Origin of the sequence: Rhodococcus sp. RD6.2, assembly GCF_001040705.1 — a bacterium.
Lineage (GTDB): Bacteria > Actinomycetota > Actinomycetes > Mycobacteriales > Mycobacteriaceae > Rhodococcus_G.
The window spans coordinates 228,514-248,910 of sequence record NZ_CVQP01000012.1; the positions used below are offsets into that span (position 1 = coordinate 228,514).

A 20,397-nucleotide genomic window follows, 5' to 3' on the forward strand; every position below is an offset into this window, starting at 1 on the left:
GTGACGACACCTCCGACGAAGGGCGCCCCGACCATGATGGACGCGCTGACCAGGGTGCCGCTGTCGCAGCGTGCCGCCCAGTCGCTGCTCGACGAGATCGCGAACGGTACGTGGGACGTCGGCGACCAGCTGCCCGGCGAGATGGCCCTCGCCTCCGAACTCGGGGTCGGCAGATCCACCATCCGCGAGGCGATCCGCCAACTCGTGGCGCGGCGCGTCCTCGTCACTCGCCAGGGTGTCGGCGTCTTCGTCGCCGCCGTCGATGCCGTCGACGAGTGGAACCGGCTCGCCGAACTCGCCGCGATCACCGACGTCGTCCAGGTGCGCGTGGCCATCGAGTCTCGCGCGGCGGCGCTCGCCGCCGGCCACCGCGACAGCACCGACGTCGCAGCGATCACCCGTGCACTGGAGGAGCGGAACGCGCACACCGACGCGTCGCCCGCCGATCTCGCCGTCCGGGACATCGTCTTCCATCGAACGGTTGTCGCCGCAGCCCACAATCCGCTCCTCCTTGCGCTCTTCGACACCATCCGTCCCCGCCTGGTCGACGAGATGTCCCGTCTCCTCGAGCTCCTGCCCGTCGCCGACCACGACGCGGGCGATCACGCAGCCGTCGTCGACGCCGTGCTCGCGGGTGACGCCGAGCTGGCCGAAAGTCTCACGCGCACAAATCTTCTCGGAATCGCTACCGCCCTCGGAGCGCTCTCGTGACCGGTGTGGGGAATGTTCCCGTGCTGTCCGTGCGTGACGTCGCCGTCGTCCGGCAGGGGAGAGAGCTCATCGCCGACATCTCTGTCGACGTCGCCGCCGGTGAACAGTGGGCGTTGCTCGGCCCCAACGGGGCAGGCAAGTCCACGCTCCTTGCGCTGAGCGGGGCGCGCCTGCATCCGACCCGCGGCACGGTCCACGTCCTCGGACATCGGCTCGGCCGTGTCGACATGAGGGCCCTGCGCACCCACATCGGACATGTCGACCCGCGGTCCCGGATCGAGCCGTCACTCGGTGTCCGCGACGTCGTCCTGACGGGATTGCTCGCCGCCGCCGACCTACCCAAGCGATGGCAGCCGTCCGAGGCGGACCTCCAGCGGACCGACGAGCTGATCGGCTCACTCGGACTTGCGGCCCGCGTCGACAGCCCCTGGGCCGTCCTGTCCCAGGGTGAGCGTGGCCGCGCGCTCATCGCCCGTGCGCTCGTCGTGGAACCTCACCTGCTGCTGCTCGACGAACCGACCACCGGGCTCGACCTCGCGGCGCGCGAAATACTCCTCGACGTCCTGATGGACCTGCGCACACTGCGACCCGACCTGGCGTCGGTGCTCGTCACCCACCACCTCGAGGAACTTCCCGCCTCGACGACGCACGCCCTGGTGCTCTCCGAGGGGCGGGTGATGGCGTCGGGTTCCGTCGACGACGTCCTCGATTCCGACACCGTGTCCCGCGCGTTCGGACATCCGGTTCGGATCGAACGGAACAACGGACGGTGGTCCGCGACCAGCGCGGCTCGAATTCACTGAGCAGGCACGGCATCGAGCCGAAACGACGAGAGGCTCCATCCGAACGAATCGGATGGAGCCTCTCGTCATTGTCGGGGTGGCGGGATTTGAACCCACGACCTCTTCGTCCCGAACGAAGCGCGCTACCAAGCTGCGCCACACCCCGAGTATTGCCGCTCCCCGTTCCCGGGCAGCCAGCAAAGCTTAGCGCACGACTGCCGAAGAACGCGAAACGCCTGGTCGAACCCCCTGTTCGGGCCCCTTGTCCGCGGTCGGTACGAGGGTCAGCAGGGTGGCCTCGGGACGGCAGCAGAACCGGGCCGGGGCGTACGGGGAGGTGCCGATCCCGGCGGAGACGTGCAACTGCATCCGTGAACCCCACCGCGACGGACCCTTCACCCGTGAGCGGTCGAGTTGGCAGTTGGTGACGAGTGCGCCGTAGAACGGCAGGCACAGTTGGCCGCCGTGGGTGTGGCCGGCGAGCACGAGGTCGTAGCCGTCCTCGGCGAAGCGGTCGAGAACCCGAGGCTCCGGGGAATGGGTGATGCCCAGCTTCAGGTTCGCCATCGGATTCGGCGGACCCGCGATGGTGTCGTAGCGGTCCCGCTTCAGGTGCGGGTCGTCGACGCCTGCCGTCGCGATCCGCACGCCCGCCACTTCGAGCTCCCGACGGTTGTGCGTGACGTCGAGCCACCCGCGTTCGGTGAACGCCGCGCGCAGATCCTGCCAGGGCAGCGGTTCGCCGAAGGTGCGCTTGTGCTCCTTCTTGAAGTACTTGAACGGGTTCTTCGGCTTGGGGCCGAAGTAGTCGTTGCTACCGAAGACGAACAGTCCGGGGCGGGCGAGCAGCCCGCCCATCGACTGGACGACGGATGGCACCGCCCGCAGGTGGGACAGGTTGTCGCCGGTGTTGACCACCAGGTCGGGCTCGAGCCGGTCGAGCTCGCGGAGCCAGTTCTGCTTGAGCTTCTGCCCGGGCATCATGTGCAGGTCGCTCAGATGCAGGACGCGCAGGCTCGAGGAGCCTGGCTCCAGAACCGGCATGGTCACCTCGCGCAACGTGAAGGCGTTGCGCTCGATCAGGGAGGCGTAACCGACGCCGAGCACTGCAGCACCGGCCAGACCGGTGGCGGCGCCCCGCAGGGCCGTGCGTGGATTGTCAAACACCCATTCAGGATACGCAGCGTGCCGAATCGACATGCGCGTCGCCGGTGGCGGCGCGTAGCGTTCGAAACCATGTCCGACTCCACAGCCACCCTGAAATCCACCCTCCGCGCCGACATGACCGCCGCGATGAAGGCCAAGGACACCCTGCGCCTCCAGACGCTGCGGATGGTCCTCGCCGCGATCCAGACCGAAGAGGTCTCCGGCAAGGAAGCCCGCGAACTGACCGACGACGACGTGCTCAAGGTGCTCGCCAAGGAGTCCAAGAAGCGCGGTGAGGCCGCCGAGATCTACACCGAGAACGGACGCGGGGAACTCGCCGCGAACGAGCGGGCGGAAGCACGGATCATCGACGAGTACCTGCCGACACCCCTGACCGACGCCGAGCTGGCCGACGTCGCGGACACCGCGATCGCACAGGTCGCCGAGGAGATCGGCGAACGGCCCGGGATGAAGCAGATGGGCCAGGTCATGAAGGCAGCGACAGCACTCGCCGCAGGCAAGGCCGACGGCTCCCGCGTCTCGAAGGCGGTCCGGGACCGCCTCTGAGTGCGCTGTCGGTCTGTGTGTGGTCGTCACCCCGACCGGGTGACGACCACACACAGGCTGCGACGTTCGCTACCGCGGTAGCGGCAGGGGGAGGGGCGGCAGGGCGGGCAGGTTCGGGATCTGGATCTGGACCTCGCCCGGACGCGGTGCCGGTGCCCCGGCCGCCGCCGGTGCCTGTCGGAGGGTGCCGTCGCTGACGTAGAGCGTCACCGCGGACCCGGGGACGGCGGACCCGGCGGGCGACGAGCTCAGCACCGTGCCCTTCGCGCCGTCACCCGCGGACGCGACCGCGTTCACCTGGAATCCGGCTGCCTTGAGTGCGGCGGTCGCCTGGGACTCGCTCATGCCCGCGACATTCGGAACCTGCGCGTTCGCCGAGCCGCGCTGGTACTTGGCATCGATCGGGGGCAGCTCGGTCGGGCCGAAGTCGTCCACGATCGGCTTCATGGCCTTGAACCACGTCTGTGCGGGCTCGTTGCCGCCGAAGACGTTGCCGTCGCCGCACTGGCGCAGCGGCGAGGTGCAGATCTCCCGCGGTGTCGGCGAGTCCGCGTACACGTAGACCGCGCCGGCGAGGTTGTTGGTGAACCCCAGGAACGCGGACGACATGTGGGACTCGGTGGTTCCGGTCTTGCCGGCCATCGGCAGCGTCCAGCCGTTCGCGCCTGCAGCCGCAGCTGATGTGCCGCCCGGCTTGTCGTCCTTGCTCATCGCGTTGGCGAGAGTGTCGGCGAGGCCCGGCTCGACGACCTGTTCACAGGCCTGCTCGGTGATCGAGACGGGCTTGCCGTAGCGGTCGAAGATCGAGTCGATCGGGCTCGGAGGGCACCACTTTCCGTGCGAGCTGAGGGTCGCGGCGACATTCGACAGCTCGAGCGCGTTGATCCACGTCGGGCCGAGGGTGAAGGAGCCGAGGTTCTGGCCCTTCTGCATGTCGGCCATCGACTGCCCGTCGCCGTAGCCCGAGGTTCCGGGCTCCGTGTAGGACCGCATGCCGAGACGGACGGCCATGTCGACGGTCGGTGTCACGCCGACCTGTTCGATGAGTTTGACGAACGCCGTGTTCGGTGACTGCGCGAGCGCGTCGGTCACCGTCATCGACGCCGGGTACTTGCCCGCGTTCTCGACGCAGTAGGTGGAGGCCGGGCACCCGCGGGCGCCGCCGTTGCCCATGCCCTTGACCTCGACCCGGCCCGGTACCTGGAGGACGGCGTTGGTGCCGAGGCCCTTCTCCATCGCGGCAGCGGTGGTGAACAACTTGAAGATCGATCCGGCGCCGTTGCCGACCAGCGAGTACGGCTGCGGCTGCACGGTCTCGTTGACGTCGCCGTTCAGGCCGTAGTTGCGGCTGCTGCTCATCGCGAGGACCCGATGCTGGTCCTGGCCGGGCTGCACGACGTTCATGACCTCGGCGACGCCCTCGACGTCGGGTCGGGCGGTCGCGGTCAGCGCGGAGTGCACGGAGTCCTGCACCTTCGGGTCGAGGGTGGTCTTGATCAGCAGACCGCCCTTCTCGACCTGTTCGCGGCTGATGCCGGCGTTGGCGAGGTACTGCAGTGCGTAGTCGCAGAAGAAGCCCCGGTTGCCCGCGGCGATGCAGCCGCGGGGCAGCGACTGCGGCTCGGGGAGGACGCCGAGCGGTTCCTGCTTGGCTGCGCGGATCTCGTCGGCCCGATCCGGGATGTTCACGATCATGGTGTCCAGCACCGTGTTGCGTCGGTCGAGCACGCCCTCCGGATTGGTGTACGGGTTCAGGGCCGAGCTGGACTGCACCATGCCCGCGAGCATCGCGGACTGGGTGAGATTCAGGTCCTTGGCGTCGATCCCGAAGTAGGTCTGCGCCGCGTCCTGGATGCCGAAGGATGCGTTTCCGAACGGAACCAGGTTCAGGTACCGGGTGAGGATCTCGTCCTTGGTGAGCTTCTTGTCCAGAGTGAGCGCCATCCGGATCTCGCGGATCTTGCGCGCGGGAGTGGTCTCGATCGCGGCGCGGCGTTCGGCGTCGGTCTTCGCGACGACGAGCAGCTGGTAGTTCTTCACGTACTGCTGGTCGATGGTCGACGCGCCCTGCTCGACCTGGCCGCTGGTGGTGTTCGTGAGGAACGCGCGGACGGTGCCCTGCCAGTCGACGCCCTGATGATCGGCGAAGCGGCGGTCCTCGACCGAGACGATCGACAGCTTCATGTCGTTGGAGATCTGATCGCTCGGAACCTCGAATCGCCGCTGCTCGTACAGCCAGGCGATGGGGTTCCCGTTGATGTCGACCATCGTCGACACGGCGGGCACGTCGCCTTCGACGAGTTCGGCCGAGACGTTGTCGACGGTGTCGGCGGCACGGTTGGAGACGATGCCGAATCCGCCTGCCAGGGGGAACATCACACCCGCGAGAAGTGCACCCGCCAGGGCGGTGCATCCGGCGAGTTTCGCGACTGTTTTAGCGATGGGCACAGGGACAGGGTACGTGCCCGACGTGGGGGCTTTCGCGCACCGTGAACTGGGCGGTTCGAACTTGAATGCACGTCCGTACCAAAAAAGTTGCCGAAGGTCTTGCGTTGAGCGTTATACATTGCCTAAATTGTGACCCAGTGTGATTCAGATAACACTAGATCGGGAATGTGGTGCGCCTCGCCGTGATAGGCCGGAGCACGCACTTCCAGAAGCGTCAGCGAGGGCGACGCTTGTACTGCAGGAGGGGCAGAAGATGACCGTAACCACGCCGGGCCGTCGGTTGGATTTCGAGGAGGCCGAGGCCCGTATTGCATGGGTTACACAGGCGCGATGCCGCGCGGTTGATCCGGATCAGTTGTTCGTTCGTGGGGCTGCGCAGCGCAAGGCAGCCACCATCTGCAGGCACTGTCCGGTGCTGATGCAGTGCGGAGCGGATGCACTGGACAACCGGGTGGAATTCGGGGTGTGGGGTGGCATGACTGAACGTCAGCGCCGCGCACTCCTCAAGCAGCATCCCGAAGTCGAGTCGTGGGCGGACTTCTTCTCGGCGCAACGCAGTCAGGCGTCGGTCGTCTGACCTTTCGGACAGCTGAACACAGGCCGCCGGCCGGAACCTCGGGGTTCCGGCCGGCGGCTTTTGTTGTGGTGGCGGCCCACTCCGAAGAGTATGCTTGCCGATAGGCAACTATCTGCGAGGTGGCATGACCGAGGCTCCCGACGAGATCACCCGGCTGAAGATCGCACTCAGCCGCATCGCTCGTACCGTCGACAAACAGGTCTCGGGGGACGGACTCACCCGCACGCAGCTCTCCGTGGTCGGCACCGTCGCTCGACTCGGACCTCTCGGCATCGGCGAGCTGGCCGAGGTGGAGGGCCTCAACCCGACGATGCTCTCCCGCGTGGTCGGCAAGCTCGAATCCGACGGCCTGCTGCGCCGCAGCGCGGACCCGTCGGACCGCCGCGCAGCACGTGTCGAGGTCACCGATGCGGGCCGGGCGCTGCACTGCCGGCTCCGAGACCAACGCACCCAGCTGTTCACCGACGCACTGGCGCGACTACCCGGACACGACGCGGACAGCCTGCTGTCGGCGTTGCCCGCGCTCGAATCGCTGGCTGCCGCGATCGCGGACCCCGGCCGATGACCGCGCTCGCAACCGTCCGAAGCGACACCTTCGCCTCCTTCTCGGTCCCCAACTTCCGCCGGTACTTCGCCGGTCAGGCGGTGTCGATGGTCGGGACGTGGATGCAGGCCGTCGCGCAGTCCTGGCTGGTCCTCCAGCTCACGGGGTCCGCGACGGCCCTCGGGTCCGTCGTCGCGCTGCAAACCCTGCCCGTCCTGGTGCTCGGCCCTTACGGCGGCGTCGTCGCCGACCGCCTCGACAAGCGGAAGCTGATGATCGGGCTGCAGACCATGATGGGGCTGCTCGCGCTGGTCCTCGGACTGCTCACCGTCACCGGTGCCGTCGAACTGTGGCACGTGTACCTGCTCGCGTTCCTGCTCGGGCTCAACAACTGCTTCGAGAACCCGGCTCGGCAGGCGTTCGTCCTCGAGATGGTCGGACCCGACGTCCTTCGGAACGCCGTCAGCCTCAACTCCGTGCTCGTCAACGCCGCGCGCGCCGTCGGACCCGCGATCGCGGGCATCGTCATCGCAGCAGGCGGACTCGGCGTGTGCTTCCTCCTCAACGCGGTCAGCTTCGTCGCGGTCGTCCTGTCCCTGATCCGGCTCGACGTCGACGAACTGCGCCCCTCACCGCCGGCGACGCGGGCACCCGGACAGTTGCGTGAGGGATTGCGCTACGTCGCGGGCGAGCCCACCCTCCTCGTCCCCCTGCTGATGATGGCGCTGGTCGGCTGCCTCGCCTACGAGTTCCAGGTGGTGCTGCCGGTCCTCGCGCAGGACAGTTTCGGTGGCGACGCGAGCGTGTACGGGTTCATGACCGCAGCGATGGGGGTGGGTGCCGTCGTCGGAGGACTGTTCGTCGCGGCCCGCGGACGCACCGGGCTCCCCGCACTGATCGGCACCTCCATGGTGTTCGGTGTCGTGATTGCCGCAGCGGCGCTGGCCCCGACCCTGTGGCTCGAACTGTTCGCGCTGCTCCTGGTCGGGGCGGGCAGCGTCGCCTTCCTGTCGATCGGCAACAGCACGCTGCAGCTCGAGGCGGAACCGCACATGCGGGGTCGCGTGATGGCCCTGTGGTCGGTGGCGTTCCTGGGGTCGACACCGATCGGCGGACCGATCGCGGGTGCCGTGTCACAGCATCTCGGCGCCAGGGTCGGGCTGTTGATGGGTGCCGTCACCTGCGTTGTCGCGGGTCTGCTCGGCCTGCTCGTGATCCGCCGGCAACGACGGGTGACTCCCGAAGCGGAGCCGGTCAGCCCCGACCTGTGAGCTGATCGGCGACCGCGCGCAGTCCCTCGAGGTCGGACACCTCGAACGGCAGCGACGGCACCCCGACCACCGGCACCCGCGGGTGCGCGCCGGTGAACCGGCCCAGCAGCCGCAGCTCGCGCTGTGCGGTCTTCGCGCGTTCGGCGTGGATCTGCAACACGGCGGCGGCGAGGGGGTGTTCGCCGAGTGCCTTGAGGTGGTCCGCGCCGGCGGCCGCGTGGTCCGCGGGCAGCGAGCTCAGCGTCGGGTGGGTGCGGTTGAGCACCAGCCCGGCCAGCGGCATGCCTTCCGAGGACAGTCGCTCGACGAAGAACGACGCCTCCCGCAGCGCGTCGGGTTCGGCCGCGGCGATCACGAAGAAGTGGGTGCCCTCTGCGCGCAGTAGCTCGTAGGTGTGCGCCGCCCGCTCCCGGAACCCGCCGAACATCGACTCGAACGACTGCACGAACGCCGAGGCGTCGGACAGCATCTGGCTGCCGATGATCGTGGAGACCGCGCGCAGCGCCAGACCCATTGCACCCGTGACCAACCGGCCGATGCCTCGGCCGGGCGCCGACAGCATCCGGATCATGCGGCCGTCGAGGAAGGTGCCGAGGCGCTGCGGTGCGTCGAGGAAGTCGAGCGCATTGCGCGACGGCGGCGTGTCCACGACGACCAGATCCCATTCGTCGCTCGCGGCGAGCTTGCCGAGCTTCTCCATCGCCATGTACTCCTGCGTCCCGGAGAACGAGGTCGCGACGGTTTGGTAGAAGGGGTTCGACAGGATCTGTTCGGCCTTCTCCGGTGACGAGTGCTCCAGCACCATGTCGTCGAACGTGCTGCGCATGTTGAGCATCATCGCGTGCAGCTCGCCGGTCGCATCGGGTCCGAGTGCCACCGGCTGCGGGGTGTTGTCGAGATCCTGCACGCCGAGGGCCTGCGCCAGCCGCCGCGCCGGGTCGATGGTCAGCACGACCACCCGCCTGCCCTCCTCCGCGGCCCGCAGCGCCATCGATGCCGCGGTCGTGGTCTTGCCGACTCCGCCGGACCCACAACACACGATGATCCGCGACGCCGGGTCGGTGAGGATCGCGTCCACGTCCATGCCGGCGCTCATCGGACGCCCTGCTCGGCCAGCTGCCCGGCGAGTTCGTACAGACCGCCGAGGTCGACGCCGTCGGTCAGCGCGGTCAGGTGCAGGCGCGCGACGTCGAGCTTGTCGAGCTCCTCCGCGCTGTCGTCCTGAGCGGCGAGCGTCGCCGCGTTCTCGATGGTCTCGGTGAGCAGACCAGCGAAGTCGTCGTCGGCGAGGGCGATCCCGGCGGCGTCGAGGCCGGCGCGCACCGCGTCGGCGTCGATCCGTCCCGCGGCGGCATCCGCCATCACGTCCGGTGGCAGGTAGGCGGTGCCGGAGCGATTGACGATCACCGTGCCCAGTCGCAGGTCCGCGGACTCCAGCTCGCGGACCGCGTCCGCGGTCTCCTGCACGGGCAGCGCCTCCAGCAGTGTCACCAGGTGCACCATCGTCTCGTCGGAGTGCAGCAGTCGCACCACGCCCTCGGACTGGGAATGCACCGGGCCCCCCTTCGCCAGATCGGACATCGCCTTGGTCACGTCCAGGAAGCTACCGATCCGGCCCGTCGGGGGCGCGTCCACCACGACCTCGTCGTAGACCGGTACCCCGCTGCGGTCCTTGCGGATCACGCACTCCTTGATCTTGCCGGTGACGATGACGTCGCGGAGGCCGGGTGCGAGGGTGGTGGCAAATTCGATCGCGCCCATCCGCTTCATGGCCCGCCCCGCGAAGCCCAGGTTGTAGAACATGTCGAGGTACTCGAGGAACGCGGCTTCGATGTCGAGGGCAAGCGCGACGACCTCGCCGCCGCCGTCGGCCGTGGCGACCTTGGTCTCCGTCGGAGGCAGTGGCGGCACGTCGAACAGTTGCGCGATGCCCTGCCGTCCCTCGACCTCGACGAGCAGGACGCGTCTCCCACCCGCGGCGAGAGCCAGCGCCAGGGCTGCCGCGACCGTCGACTTACCGGTTCCGCCCTTGCCCGACACGAAGTGCAGTCGAGCCTTGTCCGCCTTGGCCGGCCACTCGAAGGCGGGCGTGTTCCCAGGTGCTGCCACGCCCCGAGCCTATATATCGCTTCGACGGACCGGTGGCCGAGCGGTGCGTGTGGCGCCGAACTCGCTGGCCACCGGGCATCGCGCCGACGACTCGGGGCACTACGCTCAGGTCCATGAGCGAATTGACAACCTGGGAGTACGCGACCGTTCCGCTGCTGACCCACGCGACCAAGCAGATCCTCGACCAGTGGGGTGCGGACGGCTGGGAACTCGTGAACGTGCTCCCCGGGCCGACGGGTGAGCAGCACGTCGCGTACCTCAAGCGTCCGAAGGGCTGAGCGACGTGAGCGACTGGAAGGCCCGACTGTCCGAGCTCGGAGTCGACCTGCCGCCGGTGGCCGCCCCGGTCGCGGCGTACGTGCCCGCCGTGCGCACCGGAAACCTGGTGTACACCTCGGGTCAGTTGCCCTTCGAGGGCGGCGCGCTGCCCGTGGTCGGCAAGGTCGGTGACGCCGTCGACGCCGACACCGCGAAGGCCGCCGCCCGGACCTGCGCACTGAACGCGCTCGCCGCGATCGACGCGCTCGTCGGTCTGGATTCGATCGTCCGGATCGTCAAGGTCGTCGGATTCGTCGCGTCCGCAGACGGTTTCACCGGTCAGCCCGGTGTGATCAACGGTGCGTCCGAGTTCCTCGGCGAGGTCTTCGGCGAGGCGGGCGTGCACGCGCGATCCGCCGTCGGCGTCGCCGAGCTGCCGCTGGCCGCGCCGGTCGAGGTGGAGCTGATCGTCGAGGTCGGCTGACCGCCAACAGCTCTCGTCGGCCCGTCCACCTCCACCGGTGGGCGGGCCGACGTCGTCCGTGTCGCCCCCGGCACCCCTCGTAGAGTGGGCCCATGACCCTCGCTCATCCGGCATACGCGCAGTTGCGTCAGGTCACCCCCATCGCGGCGGTGATGCTGGAGAACAACCCCGGCATGATGACCCTCGACGGAACCAACACCTGGATCCTTCGCGCACCCGGACGCGAGGAGTGTGTCGTCGTCGATCCCGGTGAGAACGACGAGGACCACCTGCGCCGGATCGCGGAGGTGGGGCCGGTCGCGCTGACGTTGATCACCCATCGGCACCACGACCACACCGACGGCATCGACCGGTTCGTCGAGATGACCGGAAGTCCTGTTCGCGCAGTCGATCCCACCCTGCGCAGGCGTACGGACGCCGGTCTGCCGGACGGTGACCTGATCGAGGAGGTCGGCCTCGCGATCCGCGTGGTGCGCACACCCGGACACACCAAGGACTCGACCTCGTTCGTGATCGAGGGCGAGGGGTCGGTGCTCACCGGCGACACGATCCTCGGCCGGGGGACCACCGTCCTCGACTCCACGGACGGCGATCTCGGGGACTACCTGGCGTCGCTGCGGAAGCTCATCGACCTCGGGGCTGGGCGCACCGTCCTGCCCGGGCACGGCAGCGACCTGCCGGACCTTCTTCCGGTCGCCGAGTACTACCTGGCGCACCGCGAGGAGCGGCTGGAACAGGTGCGGGCCGCGCTCGTCGTCCTGGGTGAGGGTGCCGCGTTGCGGACGGTCGTCGAGCACGTGTACGCGGATGTCGACCCGAAATTGTGGCCCGTGGCGGAGCAGTCGGTCCGGGTGCAGTTGGAGTACCTGCGTCGCTGAGTCCCGCTGAGTGGAATGCCGAAACAGGGTGGTGTTTCGCGTCACATCTGGGGCATTCGGGAGTGTTTGGGCAGGTTGTGGATGGTGTCGTGTGTATGACCGACATTTCGTGCAGGTGAACTCTTAATTCTCGTGCTGCGGGCCGCCCGTACGACCGGGTAAAACTCCATCGGAGCATGCGTCGTGTGACGTGGCTTGACCCTCACATCTGAAGGAGCAGTACGTTGGGATCCCTCGAGAACCTCGCCGACGAGAACGGCATCGTCCAGCTGATCGGCATTTTCGGCACCATCTTCCAGCTCGATCTCGGCAGCACCGAGGGCGAAACCCTGCCTGCGTGAGCGCGATGACCCTGGGGCGCATGACGTGAACCAGGTGCGACACGTCGCTTGTCGCGCGAAAAGGCCTCAATCCCAGAGGGATTGAGGCCTTTTCGTGTCCTCTGCGTGCGGCGTTGGGCAAGTTGCTTTGATCACGTCCCGCACCACGCTGTTCTCGGGCCTGCGCGCGGGCTCGGCGGACGCGCCCGCCACCGACACCTGATCGTCGCCACCCCTATCGACTCTCGAAGGAGCGATGCATGGGATCCGTCTCGGACCTCGCCGCCGCTTTCAGGCGCTCGTCCCGGTCCTCGGTGACTTCATCGCCAACGCCAGTGGCGGCTCGCTGAGCAGCCCGGAGGAATAGGCGCCGAGCCCGGAAGAGGCGGTCACCCCGTATGGGTGGCCGCCTCTCGTCGCAGCGTGTGCATCGAAACGACGCCGCCCACCCCGCAGATCGGGGTGGGCGGCGTCGTTGCTGCGGAAGTCGTCAGCGTGCGCGGCGCGCGAGACGCTCGGAATCCGAGATGAGGACGCTCTTGCCCTCGAGGCGAATCCAGCCGCGGTGGGCGAAGTCGGCGAGCGCCTTGTTCACGGTCTCGCGGGACGCGCCGACGAGCTGCGCGATCTCTTCCTGCGTGAGGTCGTGAGTGACGCGGAGCGAGCCGCCCTCCTGGGTGCCGAAACGCTGCGCGAGCTGAAGCAGCGCCTTGGCGACACGGCCGGGGACGTCCGTGAAGATCAGGTCCGCAAGGTTGTTGTTGGTGCGACGCAGGCGACGGGCCAGAACCCGGAGCAGCTGCTCGGCGATCTCCGGTCGCTGGTCGATCCACGACTTCAGAGCGTCGCGGTCCATGCTCACGGCGCGAACGTCGGTCACGGTGGTGGCCGTGGAGGTGCGGGGCCCGGGATCGAAGATGGACAGTTCGCCGAACATGTCGGACGGGCCCATGATCGTCAGCAGGTTCTCGCGGCCGTCCGGAGAACGCCGTCCGAGCTTGATCTTGCCGGACACGATGATGTACAGGCGATCGCCCGGTTCGCCCTCGTTGAAGATGACGTGCCCACGGGGGAAATCGACAGGCTGCAGCTGCTTGACCAGCGCGGCGACCGCCGAGGGCTCGACTCCCTGGAAGATGCCGGCTCTAGCCAGGACCTCGTCCACGTGCGCTCCTTCATTGAAAAACTAGGGTTCGGCGTCCGGACGTCCAGGAGGACGACTGTCTGCCGATTCGGCGCGGGCTGCGCGCCGACAATTCGATGGCTATCGCTCGGAGTCTATCGCTCCGATGTCGAACACTAGTGATCGGCAACACGTCTAGCGAGTCGAATCGATGGAGGGGGCGGCCAGTGCGGGTCTGCGGATCAGCTGGCACGCCGCTCGGTCAGGTCCTCGTCGTCATCCGAGATCCCACGCCGACGGCGGAGGTGGAACCGGGCCAGTGCGCGCGGCAGGCCCTCCTCGGCGAGGGCGGCGACATCGGCGTGGCTCGCCTTGTCGAGAAACTCCTGCACCTCCTGCTCGCGGACCGTGAGCCGGCGCAACCGGAATTCCACCCGCTCCATAGCCAGCGCGAACAGCATGAGCAGCACTGGGAAGAGCACCACAGCGAGTCCTTGCATACGGGGCAGTAAACACGGCCAATGTCTCAGAAGTGAAACGAAGAGGGATCGCTTCTCCGGCCCATCCGTAGAGTCGATCAGGTGTCGACCACTGTTTCGAAGACCGCGCCGAAGTCGCGGACCGCACCCGCGAGAACGGGCGCCGCGGGGACCGCGGGCTCGCCGGCCCGGGAGGAGAGTCGGCTCGGTCTGGTGCGTCGCGCCCGGCGGATGAACCGACGCCTCGGCGAGGCCTTCCCTCACGTCTACTGCGAACTCGACTTCACCACTCCGCTGGAGCTCTCGGTGGCGACAATCCTGTCCGCACAGTGCACTGACGTGCGCGTCAACCAGGTGACGCCCGCGCTGTTCGCGCGCTATCGAACCGCGGAGGACTACGCAGGCGCCGACCGCGCCGAACTCGAGGAGTACATCCGAACCACCGGTTTCTACCGGAACAAGGCGAACTCGATCATCGGGCTCGGACAGGCGTTGGTGGAGCGATTCGACGGCGAGGTGCCGGGGACCTTGCGGGAGCTGGTCAGCCTTCCCGGCTTCGGTCGGAAGACCGCGAACGTGGTCCTCGGTAACGCGTTCGATGTGCCGGGAATCACCGTCGACACCCACTTCGGCCGGCTGGTGCGCCGGTGGGAGTGGACGGCCGAGGAGGACCCGGTCAAGGTCGAGCACGCGGTCGGCGAGCTGATACCGAAGAAGGAGTGGACGATCCTGTCCCACCGGGTCATCTTCCACGGCCGTCGCGTGTGCCATGCCAAGAAGCCGGCCTGCGGCGTGTGCCTCCTGGCGAAGGACTGCCCGTCGTACGGGATCGGGCCGACCGATCCCGCCATCGCGGCGGCGCTCGTCAAGGGACCCGAAACCGAGCATCTTCTCGACCTGGCGGGTCGGTGAGCCCGGACGTGCGGATCTCGAACACCGGACGGTGGAGCCTCGCCGGCCTCGTCGTCGTCCTGGCCCTGGTCGTCGCGATCTGGCCGCGGGGCGGCGACGAGTCGGATGCCCCCGGTCACTCCGACGTCATGGGAGGGAACACCGCCGCTTCTGCGGTGGAACGCGCACCGGGCGACACCGATGCTGCGCTGGCGGGTCCGCGCGCCGCGGCGGCGCTGCAACCGTGCCCGACTCCGGCGCCCGGTGCCGCGGGTGCGGGGCCGCTGGCGGGAATCGAGTTGGGGTGCCTCGCCGACGGAAGCAGGGTCGACGTCGGCGCTGCACTGGCGGGCAAGCCCGCACTGGTGAACTTCTGGGCCTACTGGTGCGGACCCTGTGCGAAAGAACTTCCCGCCCTGGACGAGTACGCGCGCCGCGCAGGTGACGCAGTGACCGTGTTGACGGTCCATCAGGACCCCAAGGAAGGAAATGCGTTGGCCGCGTTGGCCGAGTACGGCGTTCATCTGCCGGGGGTGCAGGATGGTGCGGGACGGATCGCCACTGCGGTCGGTGCACCGAAAGTTCTGCCTGTCACCGCGCTGATCCGGGCAGACGGCACGGTCGCCGCTGTACTGCCGCAGCCGTTCGACTCTGCCGACGAGATCGCAGCTGCGGTCAGCGAATACCTGGGAGTGGCGACATGACCCGTACCGAACATGCGGCGCCGCAGTGGCTCGAGCGCATCGTGACCCTTCCGCCCGCGGACGACCGCGCCGTCAACCCGGTCCTGCATCGTCAGGCCCCGGGCAACGCGAAGGTTCGTGACGCCTCGGTTCTCGTGCTCTTCGGCGGCTCGGAGGAATCGGATCCCGTCAGCCTCGGCGGTCTGCCCGAGAACGCCGACGTCCTGTTGACGCAGCGCGCCGCCACGCTGCGGCAGCACAGTGGCCAGGTCGCATTTCCGGGTGGGGCCGCCGATCCCGGCGACGACGGGCCGATCGCGACCGCGTTGCGGGAAGCGGAGGAGGAGACCGGACTCGATCCGTCCGGTGTCCGCGCGTTGGCGGTGCTTCCGGGAATCTTCGTGCCGCCCTCCGGATTCGACGTCACCCCCGTGATCGGGTACTGGGAGCGGCCGACTCCGATCCGTCCGGTGGACCACGGTGAGACGGCACGCGTGTCGCGGGTCCCGATCCGGTCGCTCCTCGACCCGGACAACCGTTTCGTCGTCGAACACCGGCTCGGATACCGCGGGCCCGCGTTCCAGATCGACGGTCTGCTCGTCTGGGGATTCACCGCAGGCGTGCTGGCCGGCCTGATCTCGGTCTCCGGCTGGGAGATCGAATGGGACCACAAGGACGTGCGTGATCTCGACGTGACGCTCGCCGAGGTCGAAGCCGGTGTGACGGAGGTACACGACCGGTGAGCGGTTCGGCATGGATTGACATCGCCGTCGTCGCCATCGCAGTGCTCGCGGCGACATCGGGGTGGCGGCACGGCGCCGTCGCCTCGGCTCTGGCGTTCCTCGGCGTGATCCTCGGCGCCGTCGCGGGGATCCTGATCGCCCCGCACGTCCTCGTCCACGTCGACGAGGGACGGACGCGGGTGCTCGCGGGAATCCTGTTGATCGTCGGACTGGTGATCGTCGGCGAGGTCGCGGGCATGGTCCTCGGACGCGCCGCACGCGGCAGCATGCACAGTCCCGCAGCACGGTCCGTTGACAGCGGTGTCGGAGCGCTGCTGCAGGCCGCCGCGGTACTCGTCGCGGCCTGGCTGCTCGCCATACCGCTGACTGCTTCCTCGCAACCCGAGGTCGCGGCTGCGGTGCGCGGGTCCAAGGTGCTCACCGAGGTCGACGAAGTCGCACCGAACTGGATGCGACGTCTCCCGAGCGAGTTCTCGGCACTGCTGGACACGTCGGGTCTGCCGGACGTGATCGGGCCGTTCGGCCGCACACCGATCGCCGTGGTCGATCCGCCGGACGTGGCGATCGAGCAGGGGCCGATCGCGGCGCGCCTGCAGTCGAGCGTGTTGCGGATCCGCGGCATCGCGCCGAGTTGCCAGCGAGCATTGGAGGGCAGCGGTTTCGTCGTTGCGCCCGAGCGGGTGATGACGAACGCGCACGTCGTGGCAGGGACGAATCAGGTCGTCGTGGACACGGCGGACGGCCCGCTGGAAGCGCGAGTGGTTCTGTTCGATCCGCAGGTCGACGTCGCGGTCCTCGACGTTCCCGGACTGGAATCGGCGCCGATTCCGCTCGCACCCGAGCCCGCCGAGTCGGGTGCCGACGCGTTGGTGCTCGGCTATCCCGGTGGCGGCCCGTACACGGCGAGCGCGGCCCGCATTCGCGAGACCCTCGACCTCAGCGGCCCCGACATCTACCGGGCCGCCGACGTCACCCGCGAGGTGTACACCGTCCGCGGCTCGATCCGGCAGGGCAACTCGGGAGGTCCGCTGGTCGACGACCAGGGACGGGTCCTCGGTGTCGTGTTCGGTGCGGCGGTCGACAACACCGACACCGGCTTCGCGCTCACCGCCGCCGAGGTGGCTCGGCAGCTCGAGCAGGCCGCCTACATGGAGACCGCTGTCGAGACGGGCGCCTGCATCCTCTGACGAGCGTCAGGGGGCGGGCTCCCCGAGAAAGGTGAGCAGCGCCGAGGTGACCGCGTCGGGGCGCTCCCAGTGCGGGTAGTGACCCGCGCCGGGGACGCCGCACAGGCGCAGGTCCGGCGCCCAGCGCCCGTCCGACCGGAGCGTCGACCGCAGCACGAACGGATCGGCGTCGCCGTGGATCTGCAGAACCGGAACGGTGACGGGTTTGTCCATGGCCGTCATGAACCGCTTGCCGTCCGGTCGCCACTGACTGCGGAACGCCCACCGCTGGTACTCGAGGCTGCAGTGCGCCGCGCCGGCAATCTGGATGGCGGAACGGGACCGGGACAGCACGTCGGCCAGCTCACCGGCATCGACCTGCCGGAGTGACCCCATCCGACTCCGGATGAGGCGATCGACCTCGGCCCCGCCGTCCCTCGTCAGACGCCGCTCCGGTGCCCACGGCAGCTGACAAGCGAGGAACGACGGCAGGAACGCCGAGCGTTGTGCGCGCGTCCGCACCACCGCGCGTTTGAGGGCGATCGGGTGCGGCGACGCGATCAGCGCGATCGAGCGGACGACGCTGGGGTGCAGCACGGCCGTGGCCCAGCAGACCAGGCCGCCGTCGGCGTGCCCGACCAGCGCGGCGTCGGTGTGCCCGAGCGCACGGATCAACCCGGCGACGTCGCCCGCGAGCGTCCAACCGTCGTATCCACGAGGCGGTTTGTCGGTGTCCCCGTAACCGCGCAGGTCAACGGCAACGACGTGATGACCGGAGTCGGCGAGCGCCGTCAGCTGGTGACGCCACGTCCACCAGAAGTCCGCGAATCCGTGCAGCAGCACCACGAGCGGCGCATCGGAGTCGTTGGGGCCTGACTCGACGACATGGAAGCGGATTCCGTTCGCGCGCACATCACGGTGCCGCCACGGCCCTTCGAGGCGGACGGTGGACGGGTCGGGGGCTGTCACGGTGGGTCAGGGCGCGGTGCGTCGCGCGTATTCACCCGGCGTGTAGCCGGCGGCGTCGTGAGCCGGTTCGGACATCGGCAGGACGGTCGCAGCCTGGCGGAGCGACTCGATGGTCTTCTCCGGGGCCCGCAGTTTGCGTACCCGCATGTACCCGAGCAGCGCGAGCAGCGCGGTCACCACGATCATCAAGACGAAGACGATCAGGAATGCCGCCCAGCGCGGCATCCACACACTGAGAAGCTCGGCGAGGAAGAAGAAGAAGAAAAAGGCGCTGAAGACCAGGACGGAGAGCGCCAGGATGAAGAACAGCGAGCCCTGCAGACCCTTCTTCACCTCGCTGGTCACCTCGGCCTTGGCGAGTTCGACCTCGGCGCGGACCAGGGTCGAGACCTGCGCGGTCGCGTCCTTGACCAGGTGTCCGATGCTGGCGGTGCCCGGGGCGTGCGCGTCGACGTCGGTGAGCGGGATGGACGAGATGGTGCCCGGCACCCCGTTCCCGGTCCTGCCGCTGCGGTCGCTCATGCTCACGTCGTGCCCCTTCGTTCTTCGTGTGCGCGGGTCGGTGCGGTACGTGCCCGAGTGGACGCGTCCTCGGCGCAACACTAGCGCCGACGCGATCCGCGTCGCAGCGGTGCAGCAGGTATGACGCGCTCATCCCGTCATTTCGGAGGCACCGTGATCGAGAAGTGGTCGAAACGAATCTCGTCGGCGGCATTGTTCTGAACGTCCCGAACGCGACGCCGAGTTCCCTGGTCGCTCCGCAGGCTCCGCTCCTGGCGCCGAGCTCCCTGGTCGCTCCGCTGGCTCCCCTCCTGACGCGGACTTTCCTCGACGATCCTGGCGAACGCGTCAGCCACCGACTGCAATACATAGGGCGGGGCGACGACCCGACCGAAGTGATTCATGGCCACCAGCGACACGTCGTCCTTCACTTCCGCCAGGCGCGCGGTGCTCGCGGCGAAATCGGCGAGATTCGAATCCGGTTCGTGCGCGTAGATGGGACCGGAGTTGACGGTGTCGCCGCCGAACAGCACGCCGGTCCTGCTGTCGTGCAGGCAGAGACTGTCGGGGGTGTGGCCCGGGGTGTGCAGCACGCGAACCGTCCGACCTCCGAGATCCAGTAGGTCGTCGTCGACGACGGTGGCCGACGGTGCAGGTGGATGCACAGTCCACGTCGTGCGATCGAACGATGCAGGCAACGTGGCGGGATCACTGTCGGCGTCGAGCAGGTACAGGAGGTCGCGGTCGGTGTCTCGTATTCCGGCGGCGGCCAGGAGCAGTCGGTCGTTGTGGTCGAGGTAGGCGTCGAGCTCCTGCCGTGCGGGGCGAACGCGTAGGGGTTCGACACCTGCGGGGTGGATCCGAACGTCGTCGAACTCGTGGTTACCCGCGACGTGGTCGAAGTGATAGTGGGTGTTCACCACTGTCACGGGTAGGGGAGTCAGAGCCGTCACCACCGGTCGCAGGGGAACGAAGCCCATCCCGGTGTCCACGAGCAGGGCGCGTTCGGTGCCGGCGATCAACCACATCGTCACGTGGCCCGGTTCGGTGATGCTCCAGATCCCGTGGGCGATCGGAGTGACGCGGTACCAGTCGGTCATGGAACTCCTGTCGACAGCTGCGGTCGGCAAACGGCGAGGTCGGTCGAGATTCAGAGTGACGCCGACCACGTTCGGCGTCCAGTGGTGGGGAATCCGGACGAGCGACCTCGGTAAACGCCAGGTTTCAAGCCTGTGACCAGCCGATTTGCGGAGGGCAGGTCAGTCGCGTAACTTTTGTCGAGTCAGAGCGACACGGACACCGACTCCGCCCCCGGGCGAGAGACACGAGGTTGTACGAAGGCGCCTGGCCAATCCAGAGGTTAGCGACAGTAGTAATACTGTTGCGCTTCGACTGCCTTTACTGATTGTGACCGACACGGTTTTGACCGAGTCGCTGCGATGAGTTAGGCTGGAACAGTTGCCCCGGAGCGGCCGAGAACGAGTTTCTTGGTGGTGATGGTGTGTGCGTGTTCTTTGAGAACTCAACAGTGTGCCGATGAATGTCAGTGCCAATATTTTGGTACTCCACTCCATCAATTGTATGGGGTGGGTATTGCTGGCTCCGGTCCTTCTTCCGTCGGATTCGGGGTCAGTGTTTGAATGCTAGTTTGAGTTTTTGAATGCTAGTGATTTGACTCGATGTCTATGACTGATTAGCGGCTTGCCGCGAAATCTAGAGTCTTCAACGGAGAGTTAGATCCTGGCTC

General features: G+C 68.0%; 22 protein-coding genes and 1 tRNA gene. 13 read left to right on the forward strand and 10 right to left on the reverse strand.

Annotated elements, in window-relative coordinates; genetic code table 11:
• Together RHCRD62_RS24820 and RHCRD62_RS24825 are read left to right on the forward strand one after the other, a co-directional pair.
• Complete coding sequence (locus tag RHCRD62_RS24820) at positions 1-711, forward strand: FadR/GntR family transcriptional regulator (protein ID WP_253277475.1); 711 nt, start codon at positions 1-3, stop codon at positions 709-711.
• On the forward strand, positions 708-1,514 hold the full coding sequence (locus RHCRD62_RS24825; RefSeq protein ID WP_253277476.1) for an ABC transporter ATP-binding protein: 807 nt from the start codon (positions 708-710) through the stop codon (positions 1,512-1,514). The genes RHCRD62_RS24820 and RHCRD62_RS24825 overlap by 4 nt, the downstream gene beginning before the upstream one ends.
• A 71-nt stretch (positions 1,515-1,585) precedes the next feature.
• Here RHCRD62_RS24825 and RHCRD62_RS24830 read toward each other — a convergent pair.
• Positions 1,586-1,659: transfer RNA gene (locus RHCRD62_RS24830), tRNA-Pro, on the reverse strand.
• Positions 1,660-1,697: 38 nt separating this feature from the next.
• Positions 1,698-2,660 carry a metallophosphoesterase gene (locus RHCRD62_RS24835; RefSeq protein WP_050067469.1) on the reverse strand — a complete coding sequence of 321 codons (963 nt, stop codon included), beginning with the start codon at positions 2,658-2,660 and terminating at the stop codon, positions 1,698-1,700.
• Between the two features lie 69 nt (positions 2,661-2,729).
• Between RHCRD62_RS24835 and RHCRD62_RS24840 the strand changes: the two genes are divergently transcribed.
• Complete coding sequence (locus RHCRD62_RS24840) at positions 2,730-3,206, forward strand: GatB/YqeY domain-containing protein (protein WP_050067421.1); 477 nt, start codon at positions 2,730-2,732, stop codon at positions 3,204-3,206.
• Positions 3,207-3,275: 69 nt separating this feature from the next.
• Here the strand turns inward: RHCRD62_RS24840 and RHCRD62_RS24845 are convergent, their stop codons facing one another.
• The gene (locus RHCRD62_RS24845; protein ID WP_172671133.1) at positions 3,276-5,654 is read right to left on the reverse strand and encodes a penicillin-binding protein; all 2,379 of its coding nucleotides are present in this window, start codon (positions 5,652-5,654) and stop codon (positions 3,276-3,278) included.
• 253 nt (positions 5,655-5,907) lie between these two features.
• Between RHCRD62_RS24845 and RHCRD62_RS24850 the strand changes: the two genes are divergently transcribed.
• The 3 genes from RHCRD62_RS24850 to RHCRD62_RS24860 all read left to right on the forward strand — a co-directional run bounded on the left by RHCRD62_RS24850 (position 5,908) and on the right by RHCRD62_RS24860 (position 8,046).
• On the forward strand, positions 5,908-6,231 hold the full coding sequence (locus RHCRD62_RS24850; protein ID WP_043808976.1) for a WhiB family transcriptional regulator: 324 nt from the start codon (positions 5,908-5,910) through the stop codon (positions 6,229-6,231).
• 124 nt (positions 6,232-6,355) lie between these two features.
• Positions 6,356-6,796, forward strand: coding sequence for a MarR family winged helix-turn-helix transcriptional regulator (locus RHCRD62_RS24855; protein WP_084734474.1), 441 nt, complete (start codon positions 6,356-6,358; stop codon positions 6,794-6,796).
• Positions 6,793-8,046: an MFS transporter gene (locus RHCRD62_RS24860; RefSeq protein WP_050067422.1), complete on the forward strand. Its 1,254-nt coding sequence runs from the start codon at positions 6,793-6,795 to the stop codon at positions 8,044-8,046. Before RHCRD62_RS24855 ends, RHCRD62_RS24860 begins: the two co-directional genes overlap by 4 nt.
• On the opposite strand, the gene RHCRD62_RS24865 is transcribed toward RHCRD62_RS24860, so the two are convergent.
• Together RHCRD62_RS24865 and RHCRD62_RS24870 are read right to left on the reverse strand one after the other, a co-directional pair.
• Complete coding sequence (locus RHCRD62_RS24865) at positions 8,030-9,142, reverse strand: ATPase BagB (protein WP_050067423.1); 1,113 nt, start codon at positions 9,140-9,142, stop codon at positions 8,030-8,032. The genes RHCRD62_RS24860 and RHCRD62_RS24865 overlap by 17 nt on opposite strands.
• On the reverse strand, positions 9,139-10,155 hold the full coding sequence (locus RHCRD62_RS24870; RefSeq protein WP_050067424.1) for an ATPase BagA: 1,017 nt from the start codon (positions 10,153-10,155) through the stop codon (positions 9,139-9,141). The genes RHCRD62_RS24865 and RHCRD62_RS24870 overlap by 4 nt, the downstream gene beginning before the upstream one ends.
• 113 nt (positions 10,156-10,268) lie before the next feature.
• Here RHCRD62_RS24870 and RHCRD62_RS25980 point away from each other — a divergent pair, with 113 nt between their 5' ends.
• The 3 genes from RHCRD62_RS25980 to RHCRD62_RS24880 all read left to right on the forward strand — a co-directional run bounded on the left by RHCRD62_RS25980 (position 10,269) and on the right by RHCRD62_RS24880 (position 11,775).
• Entirely contained in the window at positions 10,269-10,433 is a 165-nt protein-coding gene (locus RHCRD62_RS25980) for a Sp36 family protein (RefSeq protein ID WP_157051059.1), read from the forward strand.
• Entirely contained in the window at positions 10,430-10,897 is a 468-nt protein-coding gene (locus RHCRD62_RS24875; RefSeq protein WP_050067425.1) for a RidA family protein, read from the forward strand. The genes RHCRD62_RS25980 and RHCRD62_RS24875 overlap by 4 nt, the downstream gene beginning before the upstream one ends.
• Positions 10,898-10,989: 92 nt before the next feature.
• Positions 10,990-11,775 carry an MBL fold metallo-hydrolase gene (locus RHCRD62_RS24880; RefSeq protein ID WP_050067426.1) on the forward strand — a complete coding sequence of 262 codons (786 nt, stop codon included), beginning with the start codon at positions 10,990-10,992 and terminating at the stop codon, positions 11,773-11,775.
• 810 nt (positions 11,776-12,585) lie between these two features.
• Here RHCRD62_RS24880 and RHCRD62_RS24885 read toward each other — a convergent pair.
• On the reverse strand, positions 12,586-13,260 hold the full coding sequence (locus RHCRD62_RS24885) for a Crp/Fnr family transcriptional regulator (RefSeq protein ID WP_007536532.1): 675 nt from the start codon (positions 13,258-13,260) through the stop codon (positions 12,586-12,588).
• A gap of 200 nt (positions 13,261-13,460) precedes the next feature.
• Positions 13,461-13,718 (reverse strand): hypothetical protein, encoded by a 258-nt coding sequence (locus RHCRD62_RS24890; RefSeq protein ID WP_050067427.1) that lies wholly within the window; start codon positions 13,716-13,718, stop codon positions 13,461-13,463.
• A gap of 210 nt (positions 13,719-13,928) precedes the next feature.
• Here RHCRD62_RS24890 and nth point away from each other — a divergent pair, with 210 nt between their 5' ends.
• The 4 genes from nth to RHCRD62_RS24910 are packed head-to-tail and all read left to right on the forward strand — an operon-like array spanning position 13,929 to position 17,201.
• Positions 13,929-14,609: an endonuclease III gene (nth, locus tag RHCRD62_RS24895; RefSeq protein WP_157051063.1), complete on the forward strand. Its 681-nt coding sequence runs from the start codon at positions 13,929-13,931 to the stop codon at positions 14,607-14,609.
• On the forward strand, positions 14,606-15,292 hold the full coding sequence (locus RHCRD62_RS24900; RefSeq protein WP_253277477.1) for a TlpA family protein disulfide reductase: 687 nt from the start codon (positions 14,606-14,608) through the stop codon (positions 15,290-15,292). Before nth ends, RHCRD62_RS24900 begins: the two co-directional genes overlap by 4 nt.
• Positions 15,289-16,014: an NUDIX hydrolase gene (locus RHCRD62_RS24905; protein ID WP_050067429.1), complete on the forward strand. Its 726-nt coding sequence runs from the start codon at positions 15,289-15,291 to the stop codon at positions 16,012-16,014. Before RHCRD62_RS24900 ends, RHCRD62_RS24905 begins: the two co-directional genes overlap by 4 nt.
• Positions 16,011-17,201 (forward strand): MarP family serine protease, encoded by a 1,191-nt coding sequence (locus RHCRD62_RS24910; protein WP_050067430.1) that lies wholly within the window; start codon positions 16,011-16,013, stop codon positions 17,199-17,201. Before RHCRD62_RS24905 ends, RHCRD62_RS24910 begins: the two co-directional genes overlap by 4 nt.
• Positions 17,202-17,207: 6 nt before the next feature.
• Here RHCRD62_RS24910 and RHCRD62_RS24915 read toward each other — a convergent pair whose 3' ends face one another.
• The 3 genes from RHCRD62_RS24915 to RHCRD62_RS24925 all read right to left on the reverse strand — a co-directional run bounded on the left by RHCRD62_RS24915 (position 17,208) and on the right by RHCRD62_RS24925 (position 19,750).
• The gene (locus RHCRD62_RS24915; RefSeq protein WP_050067431.1) at positions 17,208-18,149 is read right to left on the reverse strand and encodes an alpha/beta fold hydrolase; all 942 of its coding nucleotides are present in this window, start codon (positions 18,147-18,149) and stop codon (positions 17,208-17,210) included.
• 6 nt (positions 18,150-18,155) lie between these two features.
• Positions 18,156-18,671 (reverse strand): phage holin family protein, encoded by a 516-nt coding sequence (locus tag RHCRD62_RS24920; RefSeq protein WP_050067432.1) that lies wholly within the window; start codon positions 18,669-18,671, stop codon positions 18,156-18,158.
• 137 nt (positions 18,672-18,808) lie between these two features.
• Positions 18,809-19,750 carry an MBL fold metallo-hydrolase gene (locus RHCRD62_RS24925; protein WP_050067433.1) on the reverse strand — a complete coding sequence of 314 codons (942 nt, stop codon included), beginning with the start codon at positions 19,748-19,750 and terminating at the stop codon, positions 18,809-18,811.
• Between the last annotated feature and the right edge of the window lie 647 nt (positions 19,751-20,397).

What these genes read in the sequence shown, in the direction of transcription:
- RHCRD62_RS24840 (WP_050067421.1), top strand. Translation starts at nt 2,730, where the DNA reads ATGTCCGACTCCACAGCCACCCTGAAATCCACCCTCCGCGCCGACATG.
- RHCRD62_RS24850 (WP_043808976.1), top strand. Translation starts at nt 5,908, where the DNA reads ATGACCGTAACCACGCCGGGCCGTCGGTTGGATTTCGAGGAGGCCGAG.
- RHCRD62_RS24855 (WP_084734474.1), top strand. Translation starts at nt 6,356, where the DNA reads ATGACCGAGGCTCCCGACGAGATCACCCGGCTGAAGATCGCACTCAGC.
- RHCRD62_RS24860 (WP_050067422.1), top strand. Translation starts at nt 6,793, where the DNA reads ATGACCGCGCTCGCAACCGTCCGAAGCGACACCTTCGCCTCCTTCTCG.
- RHCRD62_RS24865 (WP_050067423.1), bottom strand. Translation starts at nt 9,142, where the DNA reads ATGAGCGCCGGCATGGACGTGGACGCGATCCTCACCGACCCGGCGTCG.
- RHCRD62_RS25980 (WP_157051059.1), top strand. Translation starts at nt 10,269, where the DNA reads ATGAGCGAATTGACAACCTGGGAGTACGCGACCGTTCCGCTGCTGACC.
- RHCRD62_RS24880 (WP_050067426.1), top strand. Translation starts at nt 10,990, where the DNA reads ATGACCCTCGCTCATCCGGCATACGCGCAGTTGCGTCAGGTCACCCCC.
- RHCRD62_RS24890 (WP_050067427.1), bottom strand. Translation starts at nt 13,718, where the DNA reads ATGCAAGGACTCGCTGTGGTGCTCTTCCCAGTGCTGCTCATGCTGTTC.
- nth (WP_157051063.1), top strand. Translation starts at nt 13,929, where the DNA reads ATGAACCGACGCCTCGGCGAGGCCTTCCCTCACGTCTACTGCGAACTC.
- RHCRD62_RS24905 (WP_050067429.1), top strand. Translation starts at nt 15,289, where the DNA reads ATGACCCGTACCGAACATGCGGCGCCGCAGTGGCTCGAGCGCATCGTG.
- RHCRD62_RS24920 (WP_050067432.1), bottom strand. Translation starts at nt 18,671, where the DNA reads ATGAGCGACCGCAGCGGCAGGACCGGGAACGGGGTGCCGGGCACCATC.
- RHCRD62_RS24925 (WP_050067433.1), bottom strand. Translation starts at nt 19,750, where the DNA reads ATGACCGACTGGTACCGCGTCACTCCGATCGCCCACGGGATCTGGAGC.